Below are 16,820 nucleotides of genomic sequence, written 5' to 3'. Positions count from 1 at the left end.
CCCGCCGTACGAAGGAAGGATGGAGGTCACGATCGTCGGCGCCGGCCTCGTCGGCTGCCTGCTCGCCTGCTTCCTGGCCCGCCGCTCGCACCGGGTGACGCTGTACGAGCGCCGCCAGGACCCGCGCGAGCGCGGCGCGGACCGGGGCAGGTCGATCAACCTGGCGATCTCCGAGCGGGGCATCGACGCGCTGCGCCGGGTCGGGCTCGACCGGGAGGTGCTCAAGGACGCGATCCCGATGCCGGGCCGGATGATGCACGCGCTCGACGGCGGCCTGACCTTCCAGCCCTACAGCGCCGACCACCGGCAGGCGATCAACTCCATCGGCCGCGCCGAGCTGAACATGAAGCTGCTGGACGCCGCCACCGCGCTGCCCGGCGTCGAGGTCCGCTTCGGCCACCGGCTCACCGGACTGGACGAGCGGACGGGGCGGCTGACGTTCGAGACGGAGACCGGACCGGGCGAGGCGCGGGCGCGGGTGGTGATCGGCGCCGACGGCGCGTTCAGCGCGGTGCGGGCCCGGCTGCAGGCGCTGCCCGGCGTGAGCTTCAGCCAGAGCTACCTCGACTACGGCTACAAGGAGCTCACGATCCCGGCCAGGGGCGGCGCGTTCGCGCTGGAGCGGGGCGCGCTGCACATCTGGCCGCGCGGCGCGTCGATGATGATCGCGCTGCCGAACCCCGACGGCTCCTTCACCTGCACGCTTTTTTGGCCGCACCGCGCGTTCGCCGGGCTCGGCGATCCGGCGCGGGTGCGGGAGCACTTCGCCGAGCACTACCCCGACGCCTTCGCGCTGATGCCGGACCTGGCCGCGGACTTCGCGGCGAACCCGGTCGGCCACCTCGTCACCATGCGCTGCGACCCGTGGCACGTGACCACCGACGCCGCCGTGGTCGGCCTGGTGGGCGACGCCGCGCACGCCATCGTGCCGTTCTACGGCCAGGGCGCCAACTGCGGTTTCGAGGACTGCGTCGAGCTGGACCGGTGCCTGGACGAGACGGGCGACGACTTCGCCGGGGCGTTGGCGCTGTTCGAGCGCCGCCGGGCCGACACGGACGTGATCGCCCGGCTGGCGCTGGCGAACTTCGTCGAGATGCGGGACAAGGTCGGCTCCCGGATGTTCCTGGCGGGCAAGCGGCTGGAGCACGCGCTGGAGCGGGCGCTGCCGGGACGGTACGCCTCCCGCTACGAGCTGGTGTCGTTCTCCACGACCCCGTACGCCGAGGTGGAGCGCCGGGTGGCCCGCCAGCGCGGGTGGGCGGCTGGAGGGCTGCTCCTCGGCGCGGCGGGGCTGGCGGGGCTCGGGATGATGGCACGCGGACGCCGGCCCGGTGGGCTGGACAAAACGGACAAGCCCTAGCATGTCTGGGTGATCGTCGGCGAGGTTCTCGGGCTGCTCGGAGTCGGGCTGGCGGCCGGAGTGGTCAGCACCGTGGTGAGCCTCGCCTCGATCGTCTCCTACCCGGCGCTGCTGGCGTTCGGCCTGCCGCCGCTCACCGCGAACGTCACCAACACCGTCGCGCTGCTGTTCACCGGCCTCGGCGCGGCCCTCGGCTCACGGCCCGAGCTGGCCGGACAGGGGCCCCGGGTGCTCCGGCTCGGCTGGCTGACCGCGCTCGGCGGGGCCACGGGCGCGTACCTGCTGCTGGTGACGCCGTCGCGGACGTTCGAGCAGATCGCCCCGTGGCTCATCGGCCTGGCGTCGCTGCTGCTGATCCGGCCGCCGAAGGGGGAGCGGCACAGCGAGCACGGGCTGCTCACCCGGTGCGCGCTGTTCGCCGTGGCGATCTACGTCGGCTATTTCGGGGCGGCCGGCGGCATCCTCATGTTCGCGGTGCTGTCGTCGATGCTGGCGGGCACCCCGGCCAAGCTCAACGCGCTGAAGAACGTGCTGTCCGGGCTGGCCAACGCGGTGGCGGCGACCGGGTTCGCGCTGTTCGGGCCGGTCGACTGGGGGGCGGCGGCGCCGCTGGCGGCGGGCTTCCTGGCCGGCGGCTGGCTCGGCCCCAAGATCGCCCGCCGCCTGCCCGGTCACAGCCTGCGCTACCTGGCCGCCGCCTGCGGCCTGGCCGTCGCCGTCAAGCTCGGCTGGGACGCCTACACGGGCTGAGCGCCCGCCCGCCACTCGTCAGACGAGCTTGGCGAAGCGGGCGGCCACCTCGCGCCAGATCGGCGTGGAGACCGGCTCGTCGGCGACCGCGCGGGCGTAGACCTCGTCGGGGTCGAAGCCGTCCACCTCCCACTGGCGGATGCGCTCCGGCAGCACCTCGGGGTGGAACTGCACGCCCCACGCCTGCTCGCCCACGCGGAACGCCTGGTAGGGGCAGCGTTCGGTCTCGGCCAGCCACACCGCGCCGGGCGGCAGCGCGGTGATCGCGTCCTTGTGGTGCTCGATGGCGGGCACCACCGGCGGCAGGTCCTGGAAGAGGGCGTCGGCGGCGGCCTCGGGCCTGATCGTGACCGGGACGCTGCCGTTCTCGGGCGCGCCCGCGTCGCCGGTGACCTCGCCGCCGGCCACCTCGGCGAGCATCTGGCCGCCCAGGCAGATGCCGAACAGCGGGACGCCGCGCTCGATCGCCTCGCCCACCAGCCGCCTGGCGGGGGCCAGCCACGGGGCCCGGTCGTCCTCGCTCGGCAGGTAGCCGCCGCCCAGCATGATCATGGCGTCGTGGGTGAGCCGGTCGGGCACGGGGGCGCCCTCGTGCGCGTGGACCACGTCCAGCCGCAGCCCCGCCTCCTCCAGCCAGCCGCCGAACCGGCCCGGGCCGCCGCTCCGGCTGTTCTGGATGATCAGGACGTCACGCATGGAAGAGCCTTTCGGGGGAGGTACGGCCGGAGGTTCACGGCAGGTTCGCCGCGCGGGCGGTGTGGCGCAGCAGCAGGGCGGTGGTGACGGGGCCGACGCCGCCGGGGACCGGGGTGAGGGCCGAGGCCCGCTCCGCGACCGCGTCGAAGTCGACGTCGCCGGTCAGGCCGCCGTCGTCGGTGGGGTTGGTGCCGACGTCGATCACCACCGCGCCGGGGGCGACGTGGCCGGCGCCGATCAGCCCCGCCCGCCCCACGGCGGCCACCAGGACCTCGCCGGTCGCGGTCACGGACGCCAGGTCGCGGGTGCGCGAGTGGCAGACGGTGACCGTGGCGTGCCGGTCGAGCAGCAGGTGCGCCAGCGGCTTGCCGACGACCGTCGAGCGCCCCACCACCACGGCCCGCCGGCCCGCGAGCTCGACCCCGTAGTGGTCGAGCAGCGCCATCACGGCCGCCGCCGTCGCCGGCACGAACGCGGGCAGCCCGGCGGCCAGCCGGCCCAGCGACAGCGGGTTGGCCCCGTCGACGTCCTTGCGCGGGTCGATCGCGCCTGCCAGCTCCTGCGCGACGGCGCCCTCGGGCAGCGGCGTCTGCAGCATCACGCCGTGCACGCCCGCGTCGGCGCTGAGCCGGGCCAGCGTCTCGCGGATCTGCTCCGGCCGCGCCTCGGGCCCCAGGTCGACGACGTCGGCGGCGATGCCCACGCCCTCGGCGGCCTTGGCGATGGACCGCACGTACCACAGGCTCGCCTCGTCGCCGGTGGCGACGACCACGGCGAGCCTCGGCTGCGGCCCGGCGGCCACCTCGGCCGCCGTCTGCGCCCTGATGGCCGCCGCCAGCTCCTTGCCCGTCAGCTTGCGCGCGGTCATCGCGTGATCTCCTTCAGTACGGCGGCCGTCACGGCGTCGGCGCGGGCCACGGCCCCGGCCACGACGGTCAGCCGGTCGCGCAGCCGCTCGCGGGCGGCCGGGTCGGTGAGGCCGGCGACATTGACCTCGACGTTGACGCGGGCCGTGGTGAGCGCGGCGCGGGCGGCCTCGGCGGCGGCGGCCACGTCGGTGACCAGGTTGCGGTTGCCGATCGGTAGCAGCAGCTCGCAGAGCTCCACCAGGCGCGCGGCGGTCTCGGCCACCCGGGCGGGCGGCTCGGCGGCTCCCACCAGCGCGGCGGCGATCGCGGCGGTGCGCGCCTCGCCCTTGGGCAGCCGGTAGGCGTCGGTGACGGCGGTGAACGCCGCCGCGTCGGCCTCGGCCAGGTCCAGCGCGCCGGCGCGCAGCGTGTCGGTCTCCGCGATCACGGCCTCGACGGCCCTGGCGTGCTCGGCGTACTTCTCGCCGGTGGTGTAGCGGGCGACCATGCCGAGGAGCGCGGCGGCCTGCGCCGCGTGGAGCGCGGCGGTCGCGCCGCCGCCCGGCGCGGGGACCCGGTCGGCCAGCGTGGTCAGGAAGTCGTCGATCGTGGAGTCGCGCATGGCGGCATTCTGCCAGGCGGCGCCGGGCTCATTCGCGGTGCATCGGCCGGGTGGTGTCCTCGGGACGGGACTCGGCGCCGTAGGACGGCTCCGGCGGATACGGCCGCGCCTGGTAGGGGTCCTGGGAAGGGGCCTGGTCGGCGGGACCCGGGTAGGCGGGAGGCGGGTAGCCCGGGTAGGCGGGCGCGGCGTCGGCCCTGGCCCGGCCCCGCCAGCGCGACGGGAACGCCGAGGCCACCAGCAGCATCACGCCGAGCATGAGCAGGATGCCCTGGAGCGCCAGGCCGGTGTAGCCGTTGCGCAGGAGGCCGGGCAGCAGCTGCTCGGGCCGGAACTCGATGCCGTACATAGCCAGGAACGGCACCACGCCCAGCAGCACGTACAGCAGCCCGCCCATGAGCGAGGCGACGGGGGAGATCCGTGACCCGGCGAGGAACGCCAGCCCGGCCCCCGCGAGCACGACGAGGCCGAGCCCCGGGAACGACAGCTCGAAGCGTTGCGCCAGCGTGAGCGAGAGGTGCGACACCCCGTACATCAGAGCCAGGGCGGCCAGCGGCGGCAGGAGCAGCCCCGCGACGAACCCCAGCCCATGACGAACACCATTTGACATCATTCACCCCGTTGCTCCGCTTATGTCCCAAGCTACCGCGTGGACTCCCGCACGACGAGGTCAGGCTGGAACATGACCTGCTGGTGGGCGTGCGTGGCCGGGTTGTCGCACTCGTCCAGCAGCAGCTCGGTCGCCGCCCGGCCGAGCTGGTAGGTCGGCTGCCGGATCGAGCTCAGCGACACCGCGGACGCCGAGGCGAAGTCGATGTCGTCATAGCCGATCAGCGACACGTCGGCGGGCACCCGCACCCCCGCCTGGAGCAGCCCGCGCAGCACGCCGAGCGCCAGCAGGTCGTTGGCGCAGAACAGCGCGTCGGGCAGCGCGTCCTCGGCGAGCAGCGTCAGGGCGGCCTGCTGGCCCGCCGCCGCCGTCATCGCCGGCATGGCCAGCTCCCGCAGCTCCGCCGGGTCGCGCCCGGCCGCCGCCAGCGCCCGCCCGGCCCCCCGCAGCCGGTCCTGGCACTGCCGGATCGAGGCGGGCCCCGACACGTACGCGATCCGGTCGGCCCCGCCCGCCAGCAGGTGCGTCACTGCCAGGGAGCCCCCGGCGACGTCGTTGACCGCGACCGCGCACTGGTCGGGCCACTCGGCCGGATGGTCGACCAGCACCACGGCGATGCCGCGCTCGCGCAGCAGGGCGAGCCGGCGCGGGTCGGCGCCCGACGGCGTGATGAGCACCCCGCGCACCCGCTGCTCGGCGAAGACGAGCAGGTTGCGCTCCTCCTTGGCCGGGCTGCCGGAGGAGTTGCCCAGGATGACCGCGTAGCCGCGCTCGCTGGCCAGGTCCTCCACCCCGGCGGCCACGTCGGTGAAGAACGGGTTGCCGATGTCGATCACCGACAGGCCGACCGTGCGGCTGTGGCCGGCGCGCAGCGTGGAGGCCGAGCCGTGACGGACGAAGCCGAGCTGCCTGATCGCGGTCTCCACCCGGTCGCGGGTCGAGCCGGCCACCTTCTCGGGCCGGTTGAGCACGTTGGACACCGTGCCGGGGGACACCCCGGCCAGGGCCGCCACGTCCTTAATGCTCACCGTGGTCATCTTCGCCCCCGTGTGGCTCGTAGGTGCGCACGCCCGCGCTGCGCCGGATCAGGTCCCGCATCTCGGCCAGGTCGCCGACCAGGCCGCGCGCCCGGGCCTGCATCAGCGCGTTGCCGAGCGCGGCCGCCTCGACGGGCCCGGCGACGACCGGCAGCCCGGTCGCCCGGGCCGTCAGCCGGCACAGCAGCTCGTTGAGCGAGCCGCCGCCGACCAGGTGGACGACCTCGACGGGCCGGCCGCTGAGCCGCACCGCGTCGTCGATCGCCCGCCGGTAGGCGAGGGCGAGGCTCCGCAGGATGCATCGTACGACCTGTGCCCGCCCCTCCGGAGCGCGCTGCCCGGTCCTGGCGCAGTGATCGGCGATGCGCGCGGGCATGTCGCCGGGCGGCAGGAACGCCGGGTCGTCCGGGTCGACGACCGCCTTGGCGCGGACGCGCTCCGCCTCGGCCAGCAGCGGCTCCAGCGGCGGGTTCCCCCACACGCGCAGGCACTCCTGGAGGATCCACAGGCCCATGACGTTGCGCAGGTAGCGGGTGGTGCCGTCGACGCCCGCCTCGTTGGTGAAGTTCGCCAGCCGGCTCTCCTCGGTGAGCACCGGCGCGGGCAGCTCCACGCCGACCAGCGACCAGGTGCCGCACGAGATGTAGGCGAACCGGGAGGTCTCGGCGGGCACGGCCACCACGGCGGAGGCGGTGTCGTGCGAGGCGACCCTGACCACCCGGGTCCGGTGGCCGACCTCCTCGGCCACGTCGTCCAGCAGCGCGGCGCCGCCGTCCGCGGAGATCGCCGGGAAGATCCGGCGCGGCAGGCCCAGCGTGTCGATCAGCTCCCAGGCCCAGTCGCGCCGCCTCACGTCGTACAGGCCGGTCGTGGAGGCGTTCGTCCGCTCGGCCCCGATCGTCCCGGTCAGCCAGTAGCCGAGCAGGTCCGGGATCATCAGCATCGTCGCGGCCCCGTCGAGGCGCTCGCGCAGCAGCTGGTTGACCGTGTTGAACGGCAGGAACTGCACGCCCGTCACCCCGTACGGGTCCACCCGCGCGGTGACGCCGGCGGTGCGCGCGTCGCGGTAGTGCACCGGGTTGCCGATCAGGCGCCCGGCGTCGTCGAGCAGCCCGTAGTCGACGGCCCAGGAGTCGATGCCGACGGACTCGGCCGGCCCCGCCGCCCGCAGCCCGTCGAGCACGCCCCGGTAGAGGCCGAGGATGTCCCAGTGCAGGGTCCCGGACACCCGTACGGGCCGGTTGGGGAAGCGGTGCACCTCCGTCAGCGTCATCCGCCCGGCCGACACGTCGGCCCGCATCACCCGTCCGCTGGACGCACCCAGATCAACAGCCGTGAATCGCACAGCCCGATTAAAACGTAACAATCACATCTGCGCCAGAGTGCTCCTGGAGGCATTGACGACGGAAGGAACAGCACCTAGATTCCGGAGGCGGCTGGTTAAAACGTTCCTAACGAAGGAGATCGCGCGTGGAGCGGGTGTGCTTCCTGCTGAACGTACGGCCCGGCCGCCTCGACGAGTACCGGGAACGGCACCGGCAGGTGTGGCCCGGCATGCTCGACGCGCTGCGGGAGGCCGGATGGCGCAACTACTCGCTCTTCCTGCGCGACGACGGGCTGCTCGTCGGCTACCTGGAGACCGACGACTTCGCCGCCGCCCGGCGCGCGATGGCCGCCACCGAGGTGAACACCCGCTGGCAGCGCGACATGGCGCCGTTCTTCGAGGAGGGCCGGCCCGACGAGAGCATGGTCAGGCTCGGCGAAATCTTCCATCTGGACTGATTCGGGGAAGTGGATGATCAAGGAAGCGCTGCGCAAGCAGCGGATAGAGACCCCCTCGTGGGCCTACGGCAACTCCGGGACCCGGTTCAAGGTCTTCGCGCAACCCGGCGTCCCTCGCGACCCGTACGAGAAGATCGCCGACGCCGCGCAGGTGCACCGGTTCACCGGCGTCGCGCCCACCGTCGCCCTGCACATCCCGTGGGACAAGGTGGACTCCTACGCCGACCTGGCCCGGCACGCCGCCGAGCTGGGCGTCGGGATCGGCGCGATCAACTCCAACGTGTTCCAGGACGACGACTACAAGCTGGGCAGCGTCACCCACCCCGACCCGGCGGTGCGCGCCAAGGCGCTGGCGCACCTGCTGGAGTGCGTGGACATCATGGACGAGACCGGGTCCGACACGCTGAAACTGTGGTTCTCCGACGGCACCAACTACCCCGGCCAGGACGACATCCGCGCCCGGCAGGACCGGCTCGCCGAGGCCCTGTCGAGCGTGTACGAGCGGCTCGGCGACGGGCAGCGCTTCCTGCTGGAGTACAAGCTGTTCGAGCCCGCCTTCTACGTGACCGACGTGCCCGACTGGGGCACCGCCTACGCCCACTGCGTGCGGCTCGGGCCCAAGGCCCAGGTCGTCGTCGACACCGGGCACCACGCGCCGGGCACGAACATCGAGTTCATCGTGGCGTTCCTGCTGCGCGAGGGGAAGCTCGGCGGGTTCGACTTCAACTCGCGCTTCTACGCCGACGACGACCTCATGGTGGGGGCGGCCGACCCGTTCCAGCTGTTCCGCATCATGTTCGAGGTGATCGGCGGCGGCGGTTACACCGAGCGGACCGCGTTCATGCTCGACCAGTGCCACAACATCGAGCCGAAGATCCCCGGGCAGATCCGGTCCGTCATGAACGTCCAGGAGGCCACCGCCAAGGCGCTGCTCGTCGACCGTGACGCGCTCGCCGCCGCGCAGCGCGCCGGTGACGTGCTCGGCGCGAACGCGGTGCTCATGGACGCGTACAACACGGACGTGCGGCCGCTGCTGGCCGAGCTGCGTGAGGAGATGGGGCTGGCGCCCGATCCGATGGCCGCCTACGCCAAGTCCGGATATTTCGCGAAGATCGCCGCCGATCGGGTGGGCGGCAACCAGGCAGGATGGGGAGCCTGATGACCGTCGTCGACGAACTGCTCGCCCGGGCGCACACGCTCGGCTCCGACCCGCGCAACACCAACTACGCCGGCGGCAACGCCTCCGCCAAGGGCACCGGCACCGACCCGGTCACCGGCGGCGACGTCGAGCTCATGTGGGTCAAGGGCTCCGGCGGCGACCTCGGCACGCTGACCGCCGCCGGCCTGGCCGTGCTCCGCCTCGACCGCGTCCGCGCCCTCACCGCCGTCTACCCGGGCGTCGAACGCGAGGACGAGATGGTCGCCGCGTTCGACTACTGCCTGCACGGCAAGGGCGGCGCCGCCCCGTCCATCGACACCGCCATGCACGCCCTCGTCGACGCCGCCCACGTCGACCACCTGCACCCCGACTCCGGCATCGCCATCGCCACCGCCGCCGACGGGCCCGCGCTGACCGAGCGGATCTTCGGCGACCGCGTGGTGTGGGTGCCCTGGCGGCGGCCCGGCTTCCAGCTCGGCCTCGACATCGCCGCCGTCAAGGAGGCGAACCCCGCCGCCATCGGCTGCGTCCTCGGCGGCCACGGCATCACCGCCTGGGGCGCCACCAGCGACGAATGCCAGGCCAACGCCCTCGACATCATCCGCACCGCCGAGCGCTACATCGCCGAGCACGGCCGCCCCGACCCGTTCGGCCCCGTCGTCCACCAGCCGCTGCCCGAGGACGCCCGCCGCCGCCGCGCCGCCGAGCTGTTCCCCGTGATCCGCGGCCTGGCCGGCACCGACACCCGGCAGGTCGGCCACTACACCGACAGCCCCGAGGTGCTCGACTTCCTGTCCCGCGCCGAACACCCCCGCCTGGCCGCCCTCGGCACCTCCTGCCCCGACCACTTCCTGCGCACCAAGGTCGCGCCGCTCGTCCTCGACCTGCCGCCCGACGCGCCCCTGCCCGACGCCCTGGCCAGACTGCGCGAACTGCACGCCGCCTACCGCGAGGAGTACGCCGCCTACTACGCCCGCCACGCCACACCCGGCTCGCCGCCCATGCGCGGGGCCGACCCGGCCATCGTGCTCGTGCCCGGCGTCGGCATGTTCAGCTTCGGCAAGGACAAGCAGACCGCCCGCGTCGCCGGCGAGTTCTACGTCAACGCCGTCAACGTGATGCGCGGCGCCGAGGCCCTGTCGTCGTACCGGCCCATCGACGAGGCCGAGAAGTTCCGCATCGAGTACTGGGAGCTCGAAGAGGCCAAACTCCGCCGCCTGCCCGCGCCCAAGCCGCTCGCCGGGCGCGTCGCGTTCGTCACCGGCGGCGGCTCCGGCATCGGCGCCGCCACCGCCCGCCGCCTCGCCGCCGAAGGCGCCTGCGTCGTCGTCGCCGACCGCGACCACGCCGCCGCCGAGAAGATCGCCGCCGAACTCGGCGCCCGCGCCCACCGGCCCGCCGACGCCGCCATCGCCGTCGCCGTAGACGTCACCTCCGAGGACCAGGTCACCGACGCCGTACGGCAGGCCGTCCTCGCCTTCGGTGGCATCGACCTCATCGTCAACAACGCCGGCCTCTCCCTGTCGCGCTCCCTCCTGGAGACCACCCTCGACGACTGGGACCTGCAGCACGACGTGATGGCGCGCGGCTCGTTCCTCGTCTCCCGCGAGAGCGCCCGCGTCCTCATCGACCAGGGCACGGGCGGCGACATCGTCTACATCTCCTCCAAGAACTCCGTCTTCGCCGGGCCCAACAACGTCGCCTACGGCGCCGCCAAGGCCGACCAGGCCCACCAGGTACGGCTCCTCGCCGCCGAACTGGGCGGCCACGGCATCCGCGTCAACGGCGTCAACCCCGACGGCGTCGTCCGCGGCTCCGGCATCTTCGCCTCCGGCTGGGGCGCCAACCGGGCCGCCGTCTACGGGGTCGAGGAGGAGAAGCTCGGCGAGTTCTACGCCCAGCGCACACTGCTCAAGCAGGAAGTCCTGCCGGAGCACGTCGCCGCCGCCGTCCTCGCCCTCACCTCCGGCGACCTCAGCGTCACCACGGGCCTCCACATCCCGGTCGACGCCGGCGTCCCCGCCGCCTTCCTCCGCTGACCCACCCGGCCCCGGCCGTTTGGCCCGCCCGCCCGCCGCCCAGGGAACCGCCCCCATCGGGCGATCCCCGGGCGGGGACCATTCCCGGGCGGGCGGCCATCCCGGGGCCGTGGCCGACCCAGGCGGGGGCCAACCCCGTGCGGACCGGCGCCGGGCGGGGGCGGCCCCACCCCCGTCCGCTCTCCAGGGGCCGCCACCCCACCGGGAGGGCCCGCAGGCGGTCACCAGGGGCGGCCTTTCCGTACGGGGCCGGGCCCGGCGGGGAGGTTCGCCTGGGAGGGGCGGATTGTCGGTGCGGTACGGCAGGATCGGCCGCATGATTCCCTCGCTCGACGAGCTGGCCGCCCACGACCGGGAGATGGCCGCGCTCCCGCTGACCGCGCACGACGTACGGGAGAAGCTGCGCGACCGGGTGAGGCCGGTGCGCCGCGCGGTGGCGGCGGAGCTGCGCGAGGCGGACCACGAGACGTGCCGCCGGGCGGCGCTCGCCCTCGCCCGGTTAACGGCCGACGACCACAGCGAGGAGTTCACGCTGGCGTTCACCCGGTCCGACGGGTGGAGCGTCGAGGAGCTGACGGAGCTGTGCGAGGCGATCGGCAGGGGCGGCAACGGCTGGCACGACCTGGGGTGGATCCCGCTGCTGGGCGAGCGCGCCGCCGCGTTCCCTCCGGAGCGGCGGGCGGGGCTGTGGGCGGTGGCCGAGCGGCTGATCGACGAGACGGGACGCTTCTACCTGGGCGGGCAGGAGAGCCGGCTGGTGCAGCGGGCGCTGGCTCCGGTCAACCCGGAGGCGCCGCCCCTGCCGCTGGGCCTCGACGGCTGGGGCGCCCTGGTCCGCGCCCACCTGGGCGGTTCGCCGGCCCCGCACCTGGTGGAGCTGGTGGAGCATCTGGCGGAGGCGGGCAGCCCGCGGCCGACGAAGGCGTGGCGTGCCCGCGCCGTGGACCTGCTGGCGGCCGACGGCGCGGCGGAGCTGGTGGCGGCGGCGGTGCGCGCGTTCGACGGCCCGCTGCCCGCCGGGCACGTCCGGCTGCTGCGGGTCGAGGTCAACAGTGACATGGCCCGGGGTTTCGCCTGGGCGGCGGCGCTCACCGGCGTCGACGGGGCCGTGGCGGCGCTGGCCCGGCTGGCGGAGGCGGCGGCGGGCGGCGGGCGGCAGGTGGTGATGGATCTCAAGCTGGCCGGCGCGGCCGTCCACGCGATGGCCGAGTGCGACGGCGCGGTCGAGGCGCTGCGCCGCCTCCAGCGGACGGTCAGGAGCCGGGCGCTGCACAAGCAGATCGACGCGGCCCTCACCACGGCGGCGGCCCGCGACGGCATCACCGCCGCCCAGCTCGTCGAGCGCGCCGTCCCCGCGCACGGGCTGGCCGCCGACGGCACCCGCTCGTGGCGGTGCGCCCCGTGGTCGGTCACGCTCGCGGTCGAGGACGCCCGGACCGTACGCGTCTCCGCCCGCTCCGACGACGGCACGGTCCGCCGGAGCCTGCCCGGTGACCTCGGCGGCGGCCCCGAGCTCGCGGCCGAGATCAAGGCCGTGGCCAAGGAGGTCCGCCGCACCCTGTCGGCCGAGCGGGCCCGCCTGGAGTCCCTGTTCACCGTCGACCGTTCGTGGCCGTACGAGGAGTGGGCCCGCCACTACCGCGACCACCCGATCACCGGAGCCGTCACCCGCGCCCTGATCTGGCAGAGCGGCGACGGCGAGCCCTTCCTGCCCGGAGAGTCCGAGCCGGTGGGGGACCGCGTCCGGCTGTGGCATCCGGCCCGCGCCTCCCTGGACGAGGTCCGCGAATGGCGCGAGACGGTGACGGCGCGGCAGCTGCGCCAGCCGTTCAAGCAGGCGTTCCGCGAGGTCTACCTCCTCACCCCGGCCGAGCTGGAGACCTCGCCCCGCTCCGAGCGGTTCGCCGCCCACCTCGTCGTCCACGACCGCCTCTACGCCCTGGTCAAGGAGCGCGGCTGGCAGGCCGAGTGGCTGCACCACCACGACGAGGCCGACGCCCGCAAGGAGCTGGCCGAGGGCGCCTGGCGGGCGCGCTTCCGCTACGTGTCGGCCGGGCGCGAGGGCGGCGAGCTGGTGGCCTCGACCGGCGCGGTCCGCTTCGAACGGCGCGCGGGCCGCCGGTGGGCGGAGGCGCCCCTGGCCGAGGTGCCGCCGCTGGTGTTCAGCGAGGCCATGCGTGACGTGGACCTGTTCGTCGCGATCACCTCGATCGGCGCCGATCCGGGCTGGTCGGGCCGGGGCGGCGAGCGGCACCGCGCCTACTGGCGCACGCTGCCGGACGCCGAGCTGCCCCCGTCGGCGGAGGTGCGCCGCGACGCGCTCGCCCGCATCCTGCCGCGCACCGCGATCGCCGGCCGCTGCGAGCTGGCCGACCGGCAGCTGATCGTCCGCGGCGACCTGCGCACCTACCGCATCCATCTGAGCAGCGGCGCCGTCTTCATGGAGCCGGGCGACGTCTACCTGTGCGTGGTCGCCCGCCGGGCCACGGGCAGGCAGTTCCTGCCGTTCGAGGAGGACGGCCGGCTGACGGAGATCCTCAGCAAGGCGTTCCTGCTCGCCCGCGACAGCGCGATCACCGACGAGTCGATCCTGCGGCAGATCCGCCCCTGAAGCCCCGCCCCACGCGTCCGGACCCGATATCCGGACCCGATATCCGGAAATGTCGGGCGATCTACGGGCTCATCCCTGGCGGACCGCCGCGAGCTGCTGCTCGAACGGGACGACCTCCTCGATCTCCGGCGGCCCGCTCACGTCCTCGGTCTGCCCGGCCTTCGGCTCCCGCGCGGGGGCCAGGCGGAGCATGAGGTCGGCCAGCTCGCCCGACGCGCGGGTGATGCGGTCCGGCAGGCCGCCGGTGTAGGCGTCGCCGGTGCCGCCCCAGTCCTCCGACGCCGCGTACACCGCCGTGGGCACGACCACGGCGCGCAGGTAGGCGAACAGCGGCCGGAGCGCGTGCTCCAGCGCCAGCGAGTGCCGCGCGGTGCCGCCGGTGGCGGCGATGAGCACCGGGGTGCCCGCCAGCGCGTCCTGGTCCAGCAGGTCGAAGAACGACTTGAACAGCCCGCTGTAGGACGCGCTGAACACCGGCGTGACCGCGATGACCCCGTCGGCCTCGGCCACGGCGTCCAGCGCCGAGCGCAGCCGGGCCCCGGCGAAGCCGGTGACGAAGTTGTTGGCGATGTCCACCGCCAGCTCCCGCAGCTCGACGACGCGCGGCGTGGCGCCGCCGAGCCGCCGCCCGGCCGCCTCGGCGAGGCGGTCGGCCAGCAGGCGGGTGGAGGACGGCTGGGTCAGTCCCGCCGTGACGACGACGAGCTTCATCGGGGTTTCTCCTTTACGAACGGGGGGCGGGCTGGGAGGGCTGTCCGGTGCGGGCCGCCAGCAGGGAGGCGTGGGTGGGCGCGTCCGGCACCTCGGCCGGGCGGCCCTTGGCGAACTCGGCGCGCAGCACCGGCACGACCTCCTCGCCGAGCAGGTCGAGCTGCTCCAGGACCGTCTTGAGCGGCAGCCCCGCGTGGTCCATGAGGAACAGCTGCCGCTGGTAGTCGCCGAAGTGCTCGCGGAACTCCAGGGTCCGGTCGATGACCTGCTGCGGGCTGCCCACGGTCAGCGGCGTCTCGGCGGTGAACTCCTCCAGCGACGGCCCGTGACCGTACACGGGGGCGTTGTCGAAGTACGGCCGGAACTCGCGCACGGCGTCCTGCGAGTTCTTGCGCATGAACACCTGGCCGCCGAGCCCGACGATGGCCTGTTCCGGGGTGCCGTGCCCGTAGTGGGCGTAGCGCTGCCGGTAGAGGGTGATGAGCCGGACGAAGTGCTCCTTCGGCCAGAAGATGTTGTTGGCGAAGAACCCGTCACCGTAGTAGGCGGCCTGCTCGGCGATCTCCGGGCTGCGGATCGAGCCGTGCCACACGAACGGCGGCACGCCGTCGAGCGGCCGGGGCGTGGACGTGAAGCCCTGCAGCGGGGTGCGGAAGCGGCCCTCCCAGTCCACGACGTCCTCGCGCCACAGCCGGTGGAGCAGCGCGTAGTTCTCGATGGCGAGCGGGATGCCCTGGCGGATGTCCTGGCCGAACCACGGGTAGACGGGCCCGGTGTTGCCGCGGCCCATCATGAGGTCGACCCGGCCTCCGGACAGGTGCTGCAGCATCGCGTAGTCCTCGGCGATCTTGACCGGGTCGTTGGTCGTGATCAGCGTGGTGGCGGTGGACAACTGCAGCCGCTCGGTCCTGGCGGCGATGTAGCCGAGCATGGTCGTGGGGGAGGACGGCACGAACGGCGGGTTGTGGTGCTCGCCGGTGGCGAACACGTCGAGCCCGACCTCCTCGGCCTTGAGCGCGATCGTCACCATCGCCTGGATCCGCTCCGCCTCGGTCGGGGTGCGGCCCGTCGTCGGGTCGGTGGTCACGTCGCCGACACTGAAGATCCCGAACTGCATATTGGTCACCAGCCCATACTGTTGAAGTTTCAACAGCCAGCTCAGCAATCGAGGCTGCCTGTTTATTCCAGCGGTTCACCAGGCGTCGATGTCGGCCGCCGTGAGGATCCGCCGCGGAGCCCCCCGTTCGGCAACGGCGATCATAGCCCGCCCGAGCCGCTCGGCCGTGGTGACCGCCGCCGCCGGGCGCAGGAGGCGCAGCAGCAGGCGGAACGGCGCCGCGGCCACGTAGGCCGGCCGGTGCAGGCGGGTGCGCGCGACGCCGCCGTGCATGGACTGTCCATGCCCGGGCACCCCGCGCGGCACGTACCCGGGCCCATACCCCGGCCGGAAGATGTAGGCCCGCAGCGGCAGTGCCAGCAGCGCCTCCTCGGTCGGATCCCCGTCCTCCGCGCCCGACACGTACAGGAACGCCGACCCCGGGGCGACCTCGGCCAGCGCCGTCCCGGCGGCCAGGGCGACGTCCGCCGGGGAGCCTTCCGGGCAGCAGAAGCAGGCGTCGTGGCCCGCCAGCGCGTCCCGTACGGGCGCGAGGTCGGACAGGTCAGGGCGGACGAGCTCGCGCAGCTTGGGGTGCCGCTCCCCGGTGGGGACGGGGCCGACGGCGAGGACCGCCCCGACGCGGTCGTCGTCCAGGCACACCCGCAGCACGCCTCGCCCGATCACGCCCGCCGCCCCCACGACGATCACCTTCACGGATCCTTGCCTCCCAGGTCCCTGGCGGCCTCCCGCAGCACGGACGGCGCCCACGGCGGGATCTCCAGGCCGAGCGTGGAGATCCCGAGGGTCCACAGGCAGTCACCGTCGCCGCCGGTCGGCACGGGCACGGTGATGGCCGCGCACGCCACCTCTTCCCGGTACTGGCCGTGTTCCTCCACCACCTGCCCGGGACGCAGCCCGTACAACTCCTTCTCCACGTCGTCGGCGGTGGCGGGCGTGCGGGAGGTGAAGCGGCGCAGCCCCGACTCCTCCAGGATCGCGCGCCGCTCGGCGGGCGGCAGCGCGACCAGCAGCGCCTTGCCGAGCGCGGTCGCGTGCGGGGCGGCCTCCAGCCCGGCCTGGAGGTCCTCCAGCCACGGCGAGTAGAGGCCCTCGGCCACCTCGGCGACCACCAGCCGTCCCTCGGTCAGCCGTGCCAGGTAGGCGGTGTGGCCGGTGCTGGCGGCCAGGTGTCCGAGCACGGCGCGGGCGTTGGGCGGGCGGCCCAGCGCGCCGAGCATCTCGTGGAAGCGCTCGGCCACCTGCGGGCCGGGCAGGTAGTCGCCGCTGGGCAGCCGGAGCAGGTAGCCCTCGTAGCAGAGCGTGCGGACCAGATGGTAGGAGGTGGAGAGGTTGAGTCCGCACCGGCGGGCGATCACCTTGACCGTCAGCGGCCGGTCGGACTGGGCGACCTCCTCCAGCACGCGCAGTGCGCGTGACACGCTGCGGATCAGGTCGCTGGGTTCATCGCCGCTCATGCACCCCAGCATCCGCCGTGG

16 protein-coding genes are annotated in these 16,820 nt (G+C 74.1%); 6 read left to right on the top strand and 10 right to left on the bottom strand.

The features are described from left to right. The first annotated feature begins 19 nt into the window (after window positions 1-19). Window positions 20-1,360 (top strand): NAD(P)/FAD-dependent oxidoreductase, encoded by a 1,341-nt coding sequence (locus AB0J53_RS39000; RefSeq protein WP_364181801.1) that lies wholly within the window; start codon window positions 20-22, stop codon window positions 1,358-1,360. Window positions 1,361-1,369: 9 nt separating this feature from the next. Beyond that, window positions 1,370-2,110: a sulfite exporter TauE/SafE family protein gene (locus AB0J53_RS38995; protein WP_308125652.1), complete on the top strand. Its 741-nt coding sequence runs from the start codon at window positions 1,370-1,372 to the stop codon at window positions 2,108-2,110. A gap of 18 nt (window positions 2,111-2,128) precedes the next feature. On the opposite strand, the gene AB0J53_RS38990 is transcribed toward AB0J53_RS38995, so the two are convergent. Genes AB0J53_RS38990 through AB0J53_RS38965 form a run of 6 tightly spaced genes read right to left on the bottom strand, consistent with a single transcriptional unit; the run spans window position 2,129 to window position 7,223 of the window. After that, complete coding sequence (locus AB0J53_RS38990) at window positions 2,129-2,806, bottom strand: type 1 glutamine amidotransferase (protein WP_364181798.1); 678 nt, start codon at window positions 2,804-2,806, stop codon at window positions 2,129-2,131. Between the two features lie 34 nt (window positions 2,807-2,840). Continuing rightward, window positions 2,841-3,674, bottom strand: coding sequence for a bifunctional 5,10-methylenetetrahydrofolate dehydrogenase/5,10-methenyltetrahydrofolate cyclohydrolase (locus AB0J53_RS38985; protein ID WP_364181796.1), 834 nt, complete (start codon window positions 3,672-3,674; stop codon window positions 2,841-2,843). Continuing rightward, entirely contained in the window at window positions 3,671-4,276 is a 606-nt protein-coding gene (locus tag AB0J53_RS38980; RefSeq protein ID WP_364181793.1) for a cyclodeaminase/cyclohydrolase family protein, read from the bottom strand. Before AB0J53_RS38980 ends, AB0J53_RS38985 begins: the two co-directional genes overlap by 4 nt. A 28-nt stretch (window positions 4,277-4,304) precedes the next feature. Beyond that, entirely contained in the window at window positions 4,305-4,886 is a 582-nt protein-coding gene (locus AB0J53_RS38975; protein WP_364181791.1) for a hypothetical protein, read from the bottom strand. Between the two features lie 32 nt (window positions 4,887-4,918). Next, window positions 4,919-5,923 (bottom strand): LacI family DNA-binding transcriptional regulator, encoded by a 1,005-nt coding sequence (locus AB0J53_RS38970; protein WP_364181789.1) that lies wholly within the window; start codon window positions 5,921-5,923, stop codon window positions 4,919-4,921. Beyond that, the gene (locus AB0J53_RS38965) at window positions 5,904-7,223 is read right to left on the bottom strand and encodes a rhamnulokinase family protein (protein ID WP_364181878.1); all 1,320 of its coding nucleotides are present in this window, start codon (window positions 7,221-7,223) and stop codon (window positions 5,904-5,906) included. The genes AB0J53_RS38970 and AB0J53_RS38965 overlap by 20 nt, the downstream gene beginning before the upstream one ends. A gap of 170 nt (window positions 7,224-7,393) precedes the next feature. On the opposite strand from AB0J53_RS38965, the gene AB0J53_RS38960 reads away from it, so the two are divergent. From AB0J53_RS38960 to AB0J53_RS38945, 4 genes are all read left to right on the top strand, one after another. Beyond that, entirely contained in the window at window positions 7,394-7,705 is a 312-nt protein-coding gene (locus AB0J53_RS38960; RefSeq protein ID WP_364181786.1) for an L-rhamnose mutarotase, read from the top strand. A gap of 13 nt (window positions 7,706-7,718) precedes the next feature. Further along, complete coding sequence (rhaI, locus tag AB0J53_RS38955; protein ID WP_364181783.1) at window positions 7,719-8,864, top strand: L-rhamnose isomerase; 1,146 nt, start codon at window positions 7,719-7,721, stop codon at window positions 8,862-8,864. Continuing rightward, window positions 8,864-10,903 (top strand): bifunctional aldolase/short-chain dehydrogenase, encoded by a 2,040-nt coding sequence (locus AB0J53_RS38950; RefSeq protein ID WP_364181780.1) that lies wholly within the window; start codon window positions 8,864-8,866, stop codon window positions 10,901-10,903. Before rhaI ends, AB0J53_RS38950 begins: the two co-directional genes overlap by 1 nt. A 316-nt stretch (window positions 10,904-11,219) precedes the next feature. Continuing rightward, window positions 11,220-13,514 carry a DUF4132 domain-containing protein gene (locus AB0J53_RS38945; protein WP_364181777.1) on the top strand — a complete coding sequence of 765 codons (2,295 nt, stop codon included), beginning with the start codon at window positions 11,220-11,222 and terminating at the stop codon, window positions 13,512-13,514. 69 nt (window positions 13,515-13,583) lie between these two features. Here the strand turns inward: AB0J53_RS38945 and AB0J53_RS38940 are convergent, their stop codons facing one another. From AB0J53_RS38940 to AB0J53_RS38925, 4 genes are all read right to left on the bottom strand, one after another. Then, complete coding sequence (locus tag AB0J53_RS38940; RefSeq protein ID WP_357587556.1) at window positions 13,584-14,225, bottom strand: FMN reductase; 642 nt, start codon at window positions 14,223-14,225, stop codon at window positions 13,584-13,586. A gap of 13 nt (window positions 14,226-14,238) precedes the next feature. Beyond that, window positions 14,239-15,342: an LLM class flavin-dependent oxidoreductase gene (locus AB0J53_RS38935; protein WP_219502268.1), complete on the bottom strand. Its 1,104-nt coding sequence runs from the start codon at window positions 15,340-15,342 to the stop codon at window positions 14,239-14,241. A gap of 75 nt (window positions 15,343-15,417) precedes the next feature. Then, window positions 15,418-16,038, bottom strand: a complete 621-nt coding sequence (locus AB0J53_RS38930) for an epimerase (RefSeq protein ID WP_364181773.1) — start codon at window positions 16,036-16,038, stop codon at window positions 15,418-15,420. Further along, the gene (locus tag AB0J53_RS38925; protein WP_364181770.1) at window positions 16,035-16,799 is read right to left on the bottom strand and encodes a helix-turn-helix domain-containing protein; all 765 of its coding nucleotides are present in this window, start codon (window positions 16,797-16,799) and stop codon (window positions 16,035-16,037) included. Before AB0J53_RS38925 ends, AB0J53_RS38930 begins: the two co-directional genes overlap by 4 nt. Window positions 16,800-16,820 lie beyond the last annotated feature (21 nt).

This window comes from Nonomuraea sp. NPDC049725 (genome assembly GCF_040674795.1).
GTDB classification, from domain to species: domain Bacteria; phylum Actinomycetota; class Actinomycetes; order Streptosporangiales; family Streptosporangiaceae; genus Nonomuraea; species Nonomuraea ceibae.
Note: the sequence above shows the minus strand (reverse complement) of the source record. Positions and strands in the feature narration are given on the sequence as shown.